Source organism: Geodermatophilus sp. SYSU D01180, assembly GCF_054050415.1.
The window spans coordinates 34552-50463 of the sequence record NZ_JBJGZH010000029.1 but is presented as its reverse complement, the minus strand read 5'-3'; the positions used below and the strand labels follow the sequence as shown (position 1 = coordinate 50463).

General features: G+C 77.2%; 16 protein-coding genes. 13 read left to right on the top strand and 3 right to left on the bottom strand.

Annotated elements, in window-relative coordinates:
* The first annotated feature begins 91 nt into the window (after nt 1-91).
* From ACI8AA_RS20460 to tatC, 5 genes are all read left to right on the top strand, one after another.
* The gene (locus tag ACI8AA_RS20460) at nt 92-661 is read left to right on the top strand and encodes a helix-turn-helix transcriptional regulator (RefSeq protein WP_457046209.1); all 570 of its coding nucleotides are present in this window, start codon (nt 92-94) and stop codon (nt 659-661) included.
* Nucleotides 658-1623 carry a helix-turn-helix transcriptional regulator gene (locus ACI8AA_RS20455; RefSeq protein WP_457046207.1) on the top strand — a complete coding sequence of 322 codons (966 nt, stop codon included), beginning with the start codon at nt 658-660 and terminating at the stop codon, nt 1621-1623. The genes ACI8AA_RS20460 and ACI8AA_RS20455 overlap by 4 nt, the downstream gene beginning before the upstream one ends.
* 23 nt (nt 1624-1646) lie before the next feature.
* Complete coding sequence (locus ACI8AA_RS20450) at nt 1647-1856, top strand: hypothetical protein (RefSeq protein WP_457046206.1); 210 nt, start codon at nt 1647-1649, stop codon at nt 1854-1856.
* Nucleotides 1857-1941: 85 nt separating this feature from the next.
* Nucleotides 1942-2244 carry a Sec-independent protein translocase subunit TatA gene (gene tatA / locus ACI8AA_RS20445; protein WP_457046205.1) on the top strand — a complete coding sequence of 101 codons (303 nt, stop codon included), beginning with the start codon at nt 1942-1944 and terminating at the stop codon, nt 2242-2244.
* A gap of 19 nt (nt 2245-2263) precedes the next feature.
* Nucleotides 2264-3199 carry a twin-arginine translocase subunit TatC gene (gene tatC, locus ACI8AA_RS20440; RefSeq protein ID WP_457046204.1) on the top strand — a complete coding sequence of 312 codons (936 nt, stop codon included), beginning with the start codon at nt 2264-2266 and terminating at the stop codon, nt 3197-3199.
* On the opposite strand, the gene ACI8AA_RS20435 is transcribed toward tatC, so the two are convergent.
* The gene (locus ACI8AA_RS20435; RefSeq protein ID WP_457046203.1) at nt 3187-4596 is read right to left on the bottom strand and encodes an FAD-dependent oxidoreductase; all 1410 of its coding nucleotides are present in this window, start codon (nt 4594-4596) and stop codon (nt 3187-3189) included. The two genes, tatC and ACI8AA_RS20435, sit on opposite strands and share 13 nt — an antisense overlap.
* Nucleotides 4597-4849: 253 nt before the next feature.
* On the opposite strand from ACI8AA_RS20435, the gene ACI8AA_RS20430 reads away from it, so the two are divergent.
* The 3 genes from ACI8AA_RS20430 (at nt 4850) to ACI8AA_RS20420 (ending at nt 9651) form a co-directional block, all read left to right on the top strand.
* Nucleotides 4850-5749, top strand: a complete 900-nt coding sequence (locus ACI8AA_RS20430; RefSeq protein ID WP_457046202.1) for a diacylglycerol kinase family protein — start codon at nt 4850-4852, stop codon at nt 5747-5749.
* Between the two features lie 274 nt (nt 5750-6023).
* A complete protein-coding gene (locus ACI8AA_RS20425) occupies nt 6024-8870 on the top strand; it encodes a DEAD/DEAH box helicase (protein WP_457046201.1) in 2847 nt (948 codons plus the stop codon).
* Between the two features lie 151 nt (nt 8871-9021).
* Complete coding sequence (locus ACI8AA_RS20420; RefSeq protein WP_457046200.1) at nt 9022-9651, top strand: DUF4333 domain-containing protein; 630 nt, start codon at nt 9022-9024, stop codon at nt 9649-9651.
* Nucleotides 9652-9684: 33 nt separating this feature from the next.
* On the opposite strand, the gene ACI8AA_RS20415 is transcribed toward ACI8AA_RS20420, so the two are convergent.
* The gene (locus ACI8AA_RS20415) at nt 9685-10602 is read right to left on the bottom strand and encodes a 5'-3' exonuclease (RefSeq protein WP_457046208.1); all 918 of its coding nucleotides are present in this window, start codon (nt 10600-10602) and stop codon (nt 9685-9687) included.
* 76 nt (nt 10603-10678) lie between these two features.
* Between ACI8AA_RS20415 and ACI8AA_RS20410 the strand changes: the two genes are divergently transcribed.
* The 5 genes from ACI8AA_RS20410 to ACI8AA_RS20390 all read left to right on the top strand — a co-directional run bounded on the left by ACI8AA_RS20410 (nt 10679) and on the right by ACI8AA_RS20390 (nt 14935).
* Entirely contained in the window at nt 10679-11818 is a 1140-nt protein-coding gene (locus ACI8AA_RS20410) for a M24 family metallopeptidase (protein ID WP_457046199.1), read from the top strand.
* Complete coding sequence (locus ACI8AA_RS20405) at nt 11793-12260, top strand: Lrp/AsnC family transcriptional regulator (RefSeq protein ID WP_457046198.1); 468 nt, start codon at nt 11793-11795, stop codon at nt 12258-12260. The genes ACI8AA_RS20410 and ACI8AA_RS20405 overlap by 26 nt, the downstream gene beginning before the upstream one ends.
* 15 nt (nt 12261-12275) lie before the next feature.
* Entirely contained in the window at nt 12276-13160 is an 885-nt protein-coding gene (locus ACI8AA_RS20400) for a DMT family transporter (RefSeq protein ID WP_457046197.1), read from the top strand.
* 127 nt (nt 13161-13287) lie between these two features.
* A complete protein-coding gene (locus ACI8AA_RS20395) occupies nt 13288-14412 on the top strand; it encodes an Rv2578c family radical SAM protein (RefSeq protein WP_457046196.1) in 1125 nt (374 codons plus the stop codon).
* A 226-nt stretch (nt 14413-14638) separates the two neighbouring features.
* On the top strand, nt 14639-14935 hold the full coding sequence (locus ACI8AA_RS20390) for a DUF1540 domain-containing protein (protein ID WP_456929657.1): 297 nt from the start codon (nt 14639-14641) through the stop codon (nt 14933-14935).
* Nucleotides 14936-15008: 73 nt separating this feature from the next.
* Here the strand turns inward: ACI8AA_RS20390 and ACI8AA_RS20385 are convergent, their stop codons facing one another.
* Nucleotides 15009-15863 carry a hypothetical protein gene (locus tag ACI8AA_RS20385; RefSeq protein WP_457046195.1) on the bottom strand — a complete coding sequence of 285 codons (855 nt, stop codon included), beginning with the start codon at nt 15861-15863 and terminating at the stop codon, nt 15009-15011.
* Between the last annotated feature and the right edge of the window lie 49 nt (nt 15864-15912).

Sequence of the window (15912 nt, the reverse complement as noted above, 5' to 3'; positions counted from 1 at the left end):
GCCGCCGGCCGCCCCCGCGCCGCGGCCCCGCCCCCCCCCCCCCCCGCGCCCCCCCCCCCCCCCCCCCCGCCCCCCCCCCCCCCCCCCCCGGCTGCCGATCCAGCCGCGGCTGGACTCCGACGAGCCGGCGTTCGAGCCCTGTTACGCCGCCGCCCGCGACCGCCGGGTGCTGACCTTCGACTACCGCCGTCCCGACGAGGACGCCCCGGCCCGCCGGCACGTGCAGCCCTGGGGCGTGGTCGCCTGGCACGGCCGCTGGTACCTGGTGGGGCTGGACCTGGACCGGCAGGCGCCGCGGGTGTTCCGGCTGTCCCGCGTGGTCGGCACGCCGCGGGCGACCGGGCCGGAGAACGCCTTCGAGCCGCCGCCGGACCTCGACCTCGCCGGGATCGTCGCCGGCCAGTTCGGCGGCGGGGGCGAGGAGCAGCTGGTGGTCGTGCGCGCCCGCCCGGGCACCGCGGTCGGGCTGCGCCGCTGGGCCACCCCGCTGGGCGCCGGCCCGGACGGGGAGGACCGGCTGCAGCTGCGCACCACCGAGCCGTGGCGGCTGGCCGACCAGCTGGCCGCCTACGGTCCCGACGTCGTCGTCGAGTCCCCGGCGGCGGTCCGCGACGCGGTCGTCGAGCGGCTGACCCGCCTCGCCGCGATGGGGGAGCGATGACGAGCCCGGCCACCAACGAGCGGATGACGCGGCTGCTGTCGCTGGTCCCGTACCTCACCGCCCGGCCCGAGGGCGTGCCGCTGGCCGAGGTGGCCCGCGACTTCGGCGTGCCCGAGCGGCAGCTGCGCCGCGACCTCGAGCTGCTGTGGATGTGCGGGCTGCCCGGCTACGGCCCCGGCGACCTCATCGACCTGTCCTTCGAGGGCGACCGGGTGCGGGTCACCTTCACCGCCGGGATGGTCCGCCCGCTGCGGCTGACCACCGACGAGGCGGTCGCGCTGGTCGTGGCGCTGCGCACGCTGCTGGACCTGCCCGGGCTGGCCGAGCAGGAGGCGGTGAGCCGGGCGCTGGCCAAGGTGTCGGCCGCCGCCGGGCACGCCGCCGAGCGGGTCACCCCGGTGGCGCTCAGCGTCGACGCCCGCGAGCAGGCCCTCGCCGTCGTCCGGCAGGGGCTCGAGCGCGGCCGGGCGCTGCACCTGCACTACTACGTGCCCACCCGCGACGAGCGCACCGAGCGGACCGTCGACCCGATGCGGCTGCTGCTGGTCGACGGCCGCTGGTACCTGGAGGCGTGGTCGCGGGAGGTGGCCGGCGTCCGGCTGTTCCGGCTGGACCGCATCGACGACGTCGAGGTGCTCGAGGAGCCCGCCGCCCCGCCGCCGCAGGCCGCGCCGCGGGACGTGGAGTCCGGCCTGTACCAGCCCGCGCCGGGCGCGCCGGTGGTGCGGCTGCGGCTGGCCCGCACCGCCCGCTGGGTGGCCGAGTACTACCCGGTGGAGGACGTCCGCGAGGTCGAGGACCCGGCGGGCGGGCTGGCGGTCGCGCTGCGCACCCACGACCTGGCCTGGGCGCGCCGGCTGGTCGCCTCCCTGGGCGGCGCGGCCACCGTCGACGAGCCGGCCGAGCTCGCCGCGGCGGTCGCCGCCGACGCGCGCGCCGCCCTCGCCCGCTACGGCGCCTGACCCCCGGCGCCTAGGCTCCCGTCGTGCTGCTCGTCGTGTGGATCGCCGCCGTCGTCGTGTCGCTGGTCGTCCTCGGCGCGATCGGGTACGGCCTGCTCGGGGCGTTCCAGCGGCTGGGCCGGGAGCTGCAGGCCGCCGAGCGGGAGGTGCGGCCGGTTCTGGAGCAGGCCGCGGCCACCGCCGTCCGCGCCGCCGCGCTGCAGGCCGGTGAACGGCCCGCGGACGGCCGCTGAACCGACGGCGACCGTCCGCCGGGCGCCCCGGGGACGATCACCTCCCGGCGTAGCATCAGGCACGCCTGCTGAACCTGGAGGACACATGTCTCTCGGTGCGCCCGAGATCATCCTGATCATCCTCGCGATCCTGCTGCTGTTCGGGTACAAGAAGCTCCCCGACGCCTCGCGCTCGCTGGGCCGCTCGCTGCGCATCTTCAAGGGCGAGATGAAGGGCATGAAGGACGACGACCGCACCGCGGCCCCGTCCGCGCCGTCGCCGGCCGCGCTCGACGCCGCCGACCGGGACCGGCGCGCCCAGCTCGAGGCCGAGGCGGCCCCCGCCGAGCCCCGCGCCGCCGAGCTGCGGGCGCGCGCCGCGCAGCCCGGCGCCGCCGACGCGCGCTGACCGCACCAGGGGCAGGAACGTGAGCGGTCCCTCCCTGCGCCGCCGCCGGCGGCGGGCCCCGCGGGACCCCGAGGCGACGATGACCCTCGTCGCGCACCTCACCGAGCTGCGCAACCGCGTCGCCAAGGCCCTGCTGGCGCTCGCGCTGGGCACCGTCGCCGGCTTCCTCTGGTACGACCACGGGCTGCTGACCTTCCTCAGCGAGCCCTACTGCTCGCTGCCCGCCGACCTGCGCTTCCAGGGCGACGAGAGCTGCTCGCTGGTGGTCCTCGACGTCTTCGGCGGCGTGCTGCTGCGGCTGAAGATCGGGCTGATCGCCGGGGCGGTGCTGTCCAGCCCGTTCTGGCTCTACCAGCTGTGGGCGTTCATCACCCCCGGGCTCAAGCGCAACGAGAAGCGGTACGCGATCACCTTCGTCGCCGTCTCCACGACGCTGTTCGCCCTCGGCGCGGTGCTGGCCTACGTCACCCTCTACAAGGGCCTGGAGCTGCTGCTGGAGCTCGCCGGTGACGAGGTGGCCTTCCAGCTCACCGCGCCGGACTACCTGGGCTTCGTGATCAGCCTGCTGGTCGCCTTCGGGCTGAGCTTCGAGCTGCCGCTGATCGCGGTGGCGCTGAACCTGGTCGGCGTCCTCTCGCACGCCGCGCTGGCGCGCAGCCGGCGGTGGATCTTCTTCCTGACCATCGTGTTCGCCGCGTTCGTCACGCCCACCCAGGACCCGTTCACCATGCTCGCCATGGCGCTGCCGATGGTGGTGCTGTTCGAGCTGGCCATCCAGGTCGCCCGCTTCGTGGACCGGCGGCGGGCGCGGCGGGAGGCCGTGGAGCACTTCCACGACGTGCCCGACGACGAGGCCTCCCCGCTGGACGCGCGGCCCTCCGACCTCGACGCGGACCCGACCCGGCGCGAGGACCTGCTGCCCGGCGCCGCCCCGGCGGACACCTACCCCGGCTGAGCCGCCCGGGGCCCGGCCGCGGCCAGCGCCTCGACCAGGTCCGCCCGCGGCGGCGCCGGCGGGGGGCCGCCGTCGCCGGGGGTGGGGGGGCCGGGCCGCCAGCCGCGGGCGAGCAGCCCGGCCACCCGCGGGTGCACCGCGGCCAGCGCCGCCGGCGGGTCGACCAGCTGCGCGTGCCGCAGCACCGCCCGGCCGACCACCGGGTCGGCGCCGGCGGCGGCGAACACCAGCCAGCCCGGCAGCGGCGCCCCGTCGCCGGCGGGCCCGGAGGGCGGACCCCCGGCCGACCCACCGCCCCACCCGGTGCCGTCGCGGGCGGCCCGCCACATCCGGGCGCGGGCGAGGTCGGTCCGGCAGCCGTCGTCGAACCACTCCCGCAGCTCGCCCTGCACCCAGGCGTCCACCTGCGCGCGCCAGGAGCGGGCGTCGCCGGGCGCGGCGGCGACGGCCTCGGCGAGTCGCAGCGCGTGTGCCACCGCCAGCGCCGAGCCGCGGCCGAAGTGCGGGTTGCTGGTGCTGACCGCGTCGGCCAGCGGGTGCAGCCCCAGCGGCGCGTCGTCGGTGAGCACCCGGAAGGTGCTGCGCAGGCCGCCCATGACCAGCACCGGCGACACCGGGACGGCGCGGGCGGGGTCGGTCCACCGCGCGGCCAGCGGCACCGCCCGGGTGACCGCCTCGAAGCCGGGCAGCTCCTGCGAGCGGGCCAGCTGCGGGTCGTCGGGCAGCCGGGTCAGGCAGACGGTGAACGTGCCGGCGTCGTGCGGGAAGACGAGCACCGCGTACCCGTCGCCCTCGGCCACCGAGACCACCCCGCGCTCGACCGGCGCGAACCCGGCGCCGGGCAGCAGCCGGTAGCGGCGGGAGACGTACACCTCGTCGGCCGGGACGTCGACGGTGTCGCCCACCCACGGGCGCGACAGCCGCCCGCGCCGGCCGGTGGCGTCGACGACCAGGCCGGCGGGCAGCACGCCGCCGTCGGCCAGCCGGACCCCGGAGACCGCGCCGCGGGTCACCTCCACCCGCTCCACCCCGGCGCGCCACCGGGTGACGCCCGGCTCGGCGCCGGCGGTGCGCTGCAGCACCCACTCCAGCGTGCTGCGCCGGCACCACAGGGCGGTGAGCCCGTCGGGCAGCCGCACCGGCTCGGCGCCGTGCGCGACCAGCGCGTCGAGCACGTCGGGCAGGCCGGCGGCGAGCTCGGCGTGCAGCCGGGCGAGGAAGGCGTGCGGCTGGTGGAACTGCGCCACCCCGCGGCGCCGCCAGCCCGCGGCGGCGCCGACGTCGCCGGGCGGCTGCGCGCCGTCCCGGTCCACCAGCTGCACCCGGTGGCCCTGGCGGGCCAGCACGACCGCTGCGGTCAGGCCCGAGATCCCGGCCCCTGCGACGACGACCTGCACGGCGACCTCCGCACGACTCGACGGGGCCAGCGGGGTCGTCCGCGGGAAGGTGTTGCTGGGCAACCGACTGGCGGCGTCATCGAGCCACCGGCGGCGCGGGCGTGTCAAGGTCATCCCGGCACGAACCCGACCTCCGACCAGGGCGGTCTCCACCGCAGGGAGGGTGCGGCGGCCCCCGGGGGCGCGCCGGGGCCGTAGCGTGGGCCGCCGCTCGCCGGAGGCGTCGGGCCGGGGGGACAGGGGAGGAGACCGGGTGGACGTCGCCGTCCTCGTCAGCGCCGCCGCCGGCCGGGGCCGCGCCCGCACCGTGTCCGCGGCCGCCCTCGACGCGCTGCGCCGGGGCGGGCTCCCCCCCACGGTGCTCGCGGCCGGCACCCGCGCCGAGGCCGAGCGGGCCGCGGCCGGCGCGGTCGCGGCCGGCACCGGCGCGGTCGTCGCGATCGGCGGGGACGGCGCCGTGCACGCCGCGCTGCAGGCGGTGGGCGGCACCGGCACCCCGCTGGCCGTCGTCCCGGCCGGCACCGGCAACGACCTGGCGCTGGCCCTCGGGGTGCCGCCCGAGCCGGTCACCGCGGCCACCGCGGCCGCCGCCGACCTGCGCGAGGGCGCGGTGCGGGTCCTCGACGCCGGCCGCACCGCCGGGCGCTGGTGGGCCACCGTGCTGTGCTGCGGCTTCGACTCGGCGGTCACCGACCGGGCCAACCGGCTGCGCTGGCCGCGCGGACCGCGCCGCTACGACGTCGCGATCCTCGCCGAGCTGGCCCGGCTGCGGCCCCGGGAGGTCACCCTGACCCTCGACGGGGAGGCGCGGACGCAGCCGGTCACGCTGGTCGCCGTCGGCAACACCGCCTGGTACGGCGGGGGCATGCGGGTCTGCCCGGCCGCCGACCCCGCCGACGGCCGGCTCGACGTCACCGTGGTCGGGCCGGTGTCCCGCCGCGAGCTGGTGCGCACCCGGCCCCGGCTGACCGAGGGCACCCACGTCGACCACCCCGCCGTCACGGTGCACCGCGCCGCGCGGGTGGAGCTCGCCGGCACCGGGCTGACCACCTACGCCGACGGCGAGCCGGTGGCGGCGCTGCCGGTGCGCGCCGAGGCGGTGCCCGGCGCGCTGCGGATCGTGGGCTCCGGCCGCCCGCGCGTGACCGGCTGACCTGACGGGGACGGCCGGGCGGAGGAGTGTCACCGTCCGTGGCCGGGGTGCCAGGAATCCCGGGGATATATCCCGACGGTCGTGGCGGTGCGTGACGACGTCGCCCGTCGTCCCGCCGCGGGGACGCGGAGGCCGGCCCGCCGCCCCCGCGTGCCGCGCGGCTCCCTCTACCGTTATCCCCAACTTCGGGGCCGACCAGGGGTGGCCGGGGGCGCAGGGGGAGGAGCAACGACGCGGGGAGGTCCCGTCCGGGCTGAGCGCCTAACGTGGGGGCATGTCCAGCCCCGCCGAGCGGTACGCGGCTGCCCGGCGGCGCAGCGCGCACCCCACCCTCGCCGACTTCACCGCCGAGCTCGGCTTCTCCCTCGACCCGTTCCAGGTGGAGGCCTGCGAGGCGCTCGACGAGGGCGCCGGGGTGCTGGTGTGCGCGCCCACCGGGGCCGGCAAGACCGTCGTCGGCGAGTTCGCCGTGCACAAGGCGCTGGCCGAGGGGCGCAAGGCCTTCTACACGACGCCGATCAAGGCGCTGTCCAACCAGAAGTACAACGACCTGGTCGACCGCTACGGCGAGGCGAAGGTCGGGCTGCTCACCGGGGACAACGCGATCAACGGCGACGCGCCCGTGGTGGTGATGACCACCGAGGTGCTGCGCAACATGCTCTACGCGGAGTCCCCGGCCATCGCCGGCCTGGGCTACGTGGTCATGGACGAGGTGCACTACCTCGCCGACCAGTTCCGCGGCGCGGTGTGGGAGGAGGTGATCATCCACCTGCCGGCGTCGGTGACCCTGGTGTCGCTGTCGGCGACGGTGAGCAACGCCGAGGAGTTCGCCGACTGGCTGGTCACCGTCCGCGGGCACACGAAGGTCGTCGTCAGCGAGGTCCGGCCGATCCCGCTGTGGCAGCACATGCTGGTCGGCAACCGGGTGTTCGACCTGTTCAGCCTGCGCCCGGCGGCGCACGCCGCCGAGCAGGGCGAGGACCCGCGCGGGCAGTCCACCCGCGACCGGGGCGCCAGCGTCGTCGACCCCGAGCTGGTCCGGTACGTGCGCGAGCACGAGCGGCGGCTGGACACCTGGGGCGGCGGCAACGGCGGCTCGCGACGGGACCGGGACTGGCACAAGCCGCGGTACCGGCCGCCGGCCCGCCCGGAGGTGGTGGAGCGGCTCGACCGCGCCGGGCTGCTGCCGGCGATCACCTTCGTGTTCAGCCGCAACGGCTGCGACCAGGCCGTGCACCAGTGCCTGATGGCCGGGCTGCGGCTCACCGACGAGGCCGAGCGCGCCGAGATCGCCCGGATCGTCGACGAGCGCACCGGCAGCCTGCCCGACGAGGACCTGCACGTCCTGGGCTTCTGGGAGTGGCGCGAGGGGCTGCTCGCCGGGCTGGCCGCCCACCACGCCGGCCTGGTGCCGGCGTTCAAGGAGACCGTCGAGGAGTGCTTCGTCCGCGGCCTGGTCAAGGCCGTGTTCGCCACCGAGACCCTGGCGCTGGGCATCAACATGCCCGCCCGCACCGTCGTGCTCGAGCGGCTGGTCAAGTGGAACGGCGAGGCGCACGTCGACGTCACGCCGGGGGAGTACACCCAGCTCACCGGGCGGGCCGGGCGGCGCGGCATCGACGTCGAGGGGCACGCCGTCGTCGTCTGGGCGCCGGGCATGGACCCCTCCGTCGTCGCCGGGCTGGCCAGCACCCGCACCTATCCGCTGCGGTCGTCGTTCCGGCCCAGCTACAACATGGCGGTCAACCTGGTCGGCTCCTTCGGCCGGGCCCGCGCCCGCGAGCTGCTGGGCTCCTCCTTCGCCCAGTTCCAGGCCGACCGCTCGGTGGTGGGGCTGGCCCGGCAGGCCGCCCGCTCCGAGCGCGACGCGGAGCGGTTCGCCGCGGAGATGGCCAGCGAGGGCGGCGACGTGCTGGCCTACGCCCGGCTGCGGCGGGAGATCGCCGACCGGGAGAAGGAGCTGTCCCGCGACTCGCAGGCCAAGCGGCGCATGGAGGCCGCCGACGCGCTGGCCGCGCTGCGCCCGGGCGACGTCATCCGGGTGCCCTCGGGCCGCCGGCAGGGCCTGGCCGTCGTCCTCGACCCCGGCGTCACCGACCTGTCCGACCCGCGCCCGCTGGTGCTCACCGAGGACAAGTGGGCCGGCCGGCTGGCCGGCGTGGACTTCCCGACGCCGGTCACCGCGCTGGCCCGGGTGCGGGTGCCGAAGAACTTCAACCACCGCAGCCCGCACGCCCGCCGCGACCTCGCCGCCACGCTGCGCACCGCGCGGCTCGAGAACGACCTGGGCGCCCGGCGGGTCAAGCAGCGCTCGGCCGCCGCCGACGACCCGGTGCTGCACGACCTGCGCCGCGCGGTGCGCAACCACCCGGTGCACGCGCTGCCCGACCGGGAGGAGCGGGTGCGCTCCGCCGAGCGCTACCTGCGCGCGGTCGCCGACGCCGAGGCCACCCAGCGGAAGATGGCCGAGCGCACCGGCTCGCTGACCCGGCAGTTCGACCGCACCTGCGACGTCCTCGAGGAGCTGGGCTACCTGGTGCCCGAGGCGGTGCCGCTGGTGCCGGCCGACACCGAGGAGCCCACCCCGGTCGACGACGCCCCGCGGGTCACCGAGGAGGGCCGGCGGCTGGCGCGGGTCTGGTCGGAGGCCGACCTGCTGGTCGCCGAGTGCCTGCGCGCCGGCGTGTGGCGCGGGCTGACCCCGGCGGAGCTGGCCGCGGCGGTGTCCACCCTGGTGTTCGAGGCCCGGCGGGAGATGCCCGGCCAGCCGGCGGTGCCGGCGGGGAAGGTGGCCGGGGCGATCGCCGAGATGCGCCGGATCCGCGCGCGGCTGCAGGACGTCGAGCTCGACCGCGGCCTGCCCGCCAGCCGCGACCTGGACCTCGGCTTCGCCTGGGCGGCCTACCGCTGGGCCGACGGGCAGTCCCTCGACCGGGTGCTGGCCGGCGCCGAGCAGGCGGGCACCGAGCTGTCCGGCGGCGACTTCGTCCGCTGGGCGCGGCAGCTGGTGGACCTGCTCGACCAGCTGGCCAAGGTCGCCGACGGGGCCGTGGCCGGCGTCGCGCGGGCCGCGGTGGGGCTGGTGCGGCGCGGGGTGGTCGCCGTGGCGGCCAGCGGCTGAGGCCGCCGTTCCCCGGGCGGGCGGCCGCGCCGCGGACGGGCTGTCAGCGGCCCTCGGTGGTGCACAATCTCCCCCGCTCCGGTGACGGACGGTCATCGGAGCGCGGGAACACGATCCGGCCCCCGCGGGGCCGCACCGGACGGGAGCGACGATGACCAACCCACCGCAGGGTGGCCAGCCGGGGCAGTACGGGCAGCCGGGGCAGTACGGCCAGCAGCCGGGACAGCCGGGCCCGTACGGGCAGCCGGGGCAGTACGGCCAGCCGGGTGGGCAGTACGGGCAGCCCGCCGCCCAGCCGGGGCAGTACGGCCAGCAGCCGGGGCCGTACGGGCAGCCCGGCCAGTACGGCCAGCCGGGGCAGTACGGCCAGCAGCCGGGCCAGTACGGCCAGCCGGGCCAGTACGGCCAGCAGCCGGGGCCGTACGGCCAGCCCGGGGGCTACGGCCAGCCCGGCTTCGGGCAGCAGCCGAAGAAGTCCCGGACCGGGCTGGTCGTCGGCCTGGTGGCGCTCGCCGTCGTGGTGATCGCCGCGGCGATCGTCCTGCCGATCGTGCTCGGCAAGGACGTGCTCGACGGCGCGCAGGCCGAGAGCGACATCGCGCAGCAGTTCGAGGAGACCTTCGGCGTCGCGATCGACGTCTCCTGCGACGACGAGATGGTCGTGGAGGACGGCGCCACCTACGAGTGCACCGGCACCACCGACGACGGCGAGGACGTGACCCTGCAGGTCGCGATCACCGACGCGGACGAGGCCGCCTACACCTGGGAGGTCGCCTCCTGAGGCCCCCGCGGCTGACCTCCGGCCGGCGTCCCCTCAGTCGAGGGCGCCGGCCGGCCAGCCCAGGGCCGCGCCCAGCCGCCCGAGCGAGGAGCGCAGCCCGTGCGCGTCGGCCAGCGCGGCCAGCGCCGCGGCGTCGGCCGGCCGGGACGGCAGCGCCCCCTCCACCGGCGGCAGGTCGATGTCGCGGGCCACGGCCACCACCACCGGCGCGGCGTCCAGGTACTCCCCGCCGGCGTGCAGCTTCTCGAGCACCCCGCGGGTGAGCGGCGCCCTCGGCACCGCGGTGCGCGCGGCGGCCGCGCGGATGCCGGCCAGGTCGCCGAACTCGGTGACCAGCGCGGCCGCCGTCTTCGCGCCGATGCCCGCCACGCCGGGCAGGCCGTCGCTGGGGTCCCCGCGCAGCACCGCGAAGTCGGCGTAGGCCCGGCCGGGGATGCCGTACTTCGCCGCCACCGCCGCCTCGTCGACCACCTCGATGTCGGCGATGCCGCGCGCGGTGTACAGCACCCGGACGCCGCGGGCGTCGTCGACCAGCTGGAACAGGTCCCGGTCGCCGGTGACGACGTCGACCGGCCCGCGCGCGCGGGTGGCCAGGGTGCCGATCACGTCGTCGGCCTCGTAGCCCGGCGCGCCGACCCGGGCGATGCCCGCCGCGGCCAGCACGTCCACCAGCACCGGCACCTGCGGGGACAGCTCGCCGGGCGTCTCCTCCCCGCCGTCGGGCGAGAGCCGGTGCGCCTTGTACGACGGCAGCGCCTCCACCCGGAACGCCGGGCGCCAGTCGTCGTCCCAGCAGGCGACCAGCCGGGTCGGGGCGTGCGCGGTGAGTAGCCGGGCGGTCATGTCCAGGAACCCGCGGACGGCGTTGACCGGGCGGCCGTCGGGCGAGGTCACGCTGGTCGGGACGCCGTAGAAGGCCCGGAAGTAGAGGCTCGCGGCGTCGAGCAGCATCGTCGTCACGGCCGGGACGGTAACGGTCCGGGAAACCCCGTCCGGTCCTGCCGGTGCCCGGGGTTAGTGTCCGGACGTGGGAGACAGCGCGGGGGCCCTCGTCAGCATCGACCGCGTGCACGCCGCACGCACCGTCGCCGGGGAGCTCGGCGTCGACGTCCTGGTCCTCACCCCGGGCTCGGACCTGCGCTACCTGTCCGGCTACCACGCCCACGCGATGGAGCGGCTGACCGCGCTGGTGGTCCCGCGCCGCGGGGAGCCGCTGCTGGTCGTCCCGCGGCTGGAGGCGCCGATGGTCGACGCCTCGCCGGCCGGCGCGCTCGGCCTGGACGTGCACGCCTGGGACGAGACCGACGACCCGTTCGCCGTCATGGCCCGGGAGGTGACCGCCCGGCTGGGCGCCGCACCCACCCGGGTCGCGGTGGGGGCGCGCACCTGGGCCGAGCACGCCCTCGGCGTGCACCGGGCACTGCCCGGCTCGTCCCTGGAGCTGGCCACCCCCGTGCTGGACCGGCTGCGGATGGTCAAGACCCCGGCCGAGGTGGAGGAGCTCGCCGCCGCCGGCGCGGCCATCGACCGGGTGCACGCCCGGATGGCGGAGTGGCTGCGGGTCGGGCGCACCGAGGCCGCGGTCGGCGCGGACGTCGCCGCGGCGATCCTCGCCGAGGGGCACGTGGGGGTGGACTTCACCATCGTCGGCTCCGGCCCCAACGGCGCCAGCCCGCACCACGAGCTCTCCGACCGGGTGGTGCAGGCCGGGGACCTGGTCGTCGTCGACATCGGCGGGGAGACCGCCACCGGTTACCGGTCGGACTGCACCCGCACCTACGTCGTCGGCGGGGAGCCGGACGCCGGGGTGGCCGAGTGGTACGCGGTGCTGCGGGACGCGCAGGAGGCCGCCGTCGCCGCCGTCCGGCCCGGGGTGACCGCCGAGCAGGTCGACGCCGCCGCCCGCGACCGGATCGCCGCCGCCGGGTGGGGCGGGCACTTCATCCACCGCACCGGGCACGGCATCGGCCTGGACACCCACGAGGCGCCCTACATCGTGGCGGGCAACGACCTGCCGCTGGAGGCGGGGATGGCGTTCTCCGTGGAGCCGGGCATCTACCTGGCCGGCCGCTGCGGCGCGCGGATCGAGGACATCGTGGTCTGCACCGACGACGGCGTCCGCACGCTGAACGAGGGCACCCGTGAGCTCGTCGTCCTCCCCGGCTGAGCCGGCGTCCGACGTCGACCGGGCGCTGCTGGCCGCCCTGGTGCGCGACGGGCGGGCCAGCTACACCGAGCTCGCCGAGCGGGTCGGGCTGTCGGTGTCGGCGGTGCACCAGCGGGTGCGCCGGCTCGAGCAGCGCGGGCTGATCACCGGGTACCGGGCGCGGATCGACGCGCGCCGGGTGGGCCTGGGGCTGACCGCGTTCGTGTCGATCACCCCGCTGGACCAGGCCCAGGCCGACGACGCCCCGGCCAAGCTCACCCACCTCGACGCGATCGAGGCCTGCTACTCGGTCGCGGGCATCGAGAGCTACCTGCTCAAGGTGCGGGTGGCCTCGCCCGAGGCGCTGGAGGCGCTGCTGCGCGAGATCCGCACGACGGCCAACGTGAGCACCCGCACCACCGTCGTGCTGTCCACCTTCTACGAGGACCGCCCTCCCGTCTGAGCCCGGAGGACCGGCGTGCCCGACGCCCTGGCCCGCGGGGTGGGCGACCACCTGCCCGGCACGCTGCTGGCGCTGCTCGCGGCGACGCTGTTCGGGGTGGGCTCGGTGCTGCAGCACGAGGCGGCGGTCCGCGCCACCACCGGCGGGCGGCTGCGGATGCGGGAGATGGTGCGCCAGCGCACCTGGCTGCTCGGCCAGGGGGCCACCACCAGCGGCACCGTCGCCCAGGTGGCGGCGCTGGCCCTGGCGCCGGTGGCGATCGTGCAGCCGCTGCTGGCCGGCGCGCTGGTGGCGGCGCTGGCGGTGCGGACCGTCCGGACGGGGCACCCGCCGTCGCGGACCGAGTGGGCGGGGGCCGCGCTCACCGTGGGCGGGCTCGTGGTCTTCGTGGTCGCCGCCCGCCCGGGCCGGGGCTCCGGGGACCCGCCGCCGGCCGCGGCGGCCGTGGTCGCCGTCGTGCTGGTGGTGCTGGCGGTCGCGCTCACGGCCCGGCTGCGCGGCGGCAGCGGCGCCGCGCTGGCCTGCGGGATCACCGGGGGCCTGGCCGCCGGCGTGGCGGCGGTGCTGGTCTCGGCCGGGCTCGCCGTGCTCGCGGCCGACGGGGTGGCCGGCGCGCTCGCCCGGCCCGAGCCGTGGGGCGCGGTGGTGGCCTCGGTGGCCTCCCAGGTGGGCGCGCAGCAGGCCTACGGCCGCGGGGCGCTGTCCTGGTCGCTGCCCGCGCTCGTGGTGTTCGACCCGCTGGCCGCGGTGCCCTCGGCCCGGCTGCTGCTCGGGGAGCACCTGGAGCCCGGGCGCGCGGCGGTGTGGGGGCCGGCCGCGCTGGTCGCCGTCGTCGGGGTCGTCCTGCTCACCCGCAGCAGCGGGCCGCCACGGGAGGCGGCGCCCGCCGCCGGGACCTGACCCCGCCCTCTGCGACCGTTATCCCCAACTCGGTAATCAAGCACTCGGTGGGACCGCCCAGGGGAGGGGAGTGGCGACGACGGCGGTGCGACTGGACAACGCCTCGAACACGTGTTCGCATCGGGTCGTGAGGTGGGACGCCCGGCGCCTCGACGCCGACGACGAGACGCTGCTGCCGGGGATGCCGAGCCTGCGCGGGCTGCTGCGCCGCGTGGAGGTGCCCGAGTTCCCGGGTGTGACGATGCACGAGGTGCTGTGCCGATCGGCCCTCAACCCGGTGCCCGAGGGCTCGCGGATGCCGTTCTCCCACACGGTCAACCCCTACCGGGGCTGCCTGCATGCGTGCACCTACTGCTTCGCCCGGTCGACGCACGAGTGGCTGGACCTGGACGCCGGCCGCGACTTCGACACCCAGATCGTCGTCAAGACCAACCTGGTCGAGGTGCTGCGCCGGGAGCTCGCCAGGCCGTCCTGGAAGCGCGAGCACGTGGCGCTGGGCACCAACACCGACCCCTACCAGCGGGCCGAGGGCCGGTACCGGCTGATGCCCGGCGTCATCCGCGCGCTGGCCGACTCCGGCACGCCGTTCTCGATCCTCACCAAGGGCACGCTGGCCCGCCGCGACCTGCCGCTGCTCGCCGACGCCGCCCGCGACGTCCCGGTGGGCTTCGGCGTCTCGATGGCCATCTGGGACGACGACCTGCACGCGAGCCTCGAGCCGGGGGTCCCCTCGCCGCGGGCCCGGCTGGACCTGGTGCGGGCGGTCGCCGACGCCGGGCTGCCGTGCGGGGTGTTCCTCGCCCCGGTGCTGCCCGGACTCACCGACCGCCTCGCCGACCTCGACGCCGCCCTCGGCGCGATCGCCGCCGCCGGCGCCACCGGGGTCACCGTGGTGCCGCTGCACCTGCGCCCGGGTGCCCGGGAGTGGTTCTCCGCCTGGCTGGCGCGCGAGCACCCGTCCCTGGTGGGGCGCTACCGGCAGCTCTACCGCGGCGGCGCGTACGTGCCCCCGGAGTACCGGGCCTGGCTGGCCCAGCGGGTCGCGCCGCTGCTGCGCCGGCACGGCCTCGACGGCCGGTCCGGCGGCGAGGCCCGGGGGGCCGGGACGCCGTCGGGGGTCCCCGGGGACGACGAGGCCGCCTTCCCCGCCGGCAGCCTGCCGCCGGCCCGGGACGCCGTCCCGCGGGGCCGGGCCACCCGGGCGCGGCGGTCCCGGGACGACGCCGTGCCGGGCCAGCTGGCACTGATCTAGAAATGGTCAGGCAAGCCTTCCCTGACCATTGGGTGCCGCAACGAAATGGCCGCAGCGAAGGGCAGCCTTCCCTTCCCGCGCGCCGCTGACGTGCAGGTTCTCAGGCCAGGCTGACCTAACAGAATGGCCAGGCAAACGACACGCGGAATGCATTCCGGGGTCGAGCTCGACGCCATTCTGCGGCACACTGGGACCAGCCGAACCGTCCGAGCCCGGAGGACCCCCGATGACCGCCGTCGTGCCGCCTGTCGCCGAGTGCACCGTCACCGGCTGTTCCTACAACGACCACGAGCACGGCTGCCACGCCTTCGCGATCACCGTGAGCAGCCACAACGGCAGTGCCGACTGCGGCACCTTCATCCCGCTCACCGTCCGCGGCGGCCTGCCCCGGGCCGAGGCGCTGGTGGGTGCGTGCCAGCGGACCGACTGCGTGCACAACGACGCCCTCGAGTGCCGCGCCGAGGGCATCCGGGTGGGCTTCGACCACGACACCGCCACCTGCATGACCTACTCGCCGGCCTGACGGGACCCGCGGTACCTCGCCACGACGGCCCGGGCCTCCGCCCGGGCCGTCGTGGCGTCGCGGGGAGGGGCGCTCAGGCGGGGGGTGCAGCCGCGGCCTTGTTCGCCCGGGCGGCCCGCTCGGCCCGGACCGCCCCGCGGGCGGCCACCGGCTCGGCGCCGGCCGCCAGGGCCAGCCGGCGGTAGGAGTCGTAGGACAGCGTCTCGTAGACGGCGGCCAGCGCCTCGGCCCGCTGCCGGCGCGCCCCGGTCGAGGTGGCGCGCAGGTACAGGGCGGTGCGCACGGCGTGCTTGGCGAACGTCACCTGCAGCGCCTGGCTGGACAGCCGGCCGCCGACGTGGGAGGCGAAGCCGGGGCCGCGGCGCAGCGCGGGCAGCACCCACGGGCTGTCGGCCAGCGCGGGGAAGCGGTTGCGCACCGCCTCCCAGGCGTGCCACGCGGTCAGCGCCCCGGGCACCGACCACTCTCCGTCGTCGGTGCTCACCACCAGGCGGCGGGCGGTGGCGTGCACCTGGTCGCGGCGCAGGTCGCGGAAGCTGCCCACCGGCGCCGGCCAGCGCAGCGCGATCGCGCACCAGACCACCGTGCGCAGGTGCTCGGGCTCCTCGCTGCGCACCTCGGTGAGCGGCCGCAGGTCCAGCGTCCGCGGATCGGGCTCCGGCGTCGCGGGCACCGGCAGGGGCACCCCGCCGTACCGGGCCACCTTGCTGTAGAGGGTGACGGTGGCGGGCTTCCAGCCGCGGGCCGCCGCGACGTCGTCCATCCCGCCCTCGGCCAGCTCGTCGGGCCCGAGACCCAGCTCGAGCGCGGCGTCGATCAGCCGGCGCCACTGCACCGCGTAGCCCTCCGGGGGCTCCAGCCGCGCCCACGCCTGCGCCGCGGGCGGTGACGGCATCTCCGGGAGCGGCCCCTGCCAGCCCTTCGCCATGGCCTCACCATACCCGTTATCCCTAACTAGCGGCGAAATTCTCAGGAAC

What these genes read in the sequence shown, in the direction of transcription:
- ACI8AA_RS20455 (WP_457046207.1), top strand. Translation starts at nt 658, where the DNA reads ATGACGAGCCCGGCCACCAACGAGCGGATGACGCGGCTGCTGTCGCTG.
- tatA (WP_457046205.1), top strand. Translation starts at nt 1,942, where the DNA reads ATGTCTCTCGGTGCGCCCGAGATCATCCTGATCATCCTCGCGATCCTG.
- ACI8AA_RS20425 (WP_457046201.1), top strand. Translation starts at nt 6,024, where the DNA reads ATGTCCAGCCCCGCCGAGCGGTACGCGGCTGCCCGGCGGCGCAGCGCG.
- ACI8AA_RS20420 (WP_457046200.1), top strand. Translation starts at nt 9,022, where the DNA reads ATGACCAACCCACCGCAGGGTGGCCAGCCGGGGCAGTACGGGCAGCCG.
- ACI8AA_RS20415 (WP_457046208.1), bottom strand. Translation starts at nt 10,602, where the DNA reads ATGCTGCTCGACGCCGCGAGCCTCTACTTCCGGGCCTTCTACGGCGTC.
- ACI8AA_RS20390 (WP_456929657.1), top strand. Translation starts at nt 14,639, where the DNA reads ATGACCGCCGTCGTGCCGCCTGTCGCCGAGTGCACCGTCACCGGCTGT.
- ACI8AA_RS20385 (WP_457046195.1), bottom strand. Translation starts at nt 15,863, where the DNA reads ATGGCGAAGGGCTGGCAGGGGCCGCTCCCGGAGATGCCGTCACCGCCC.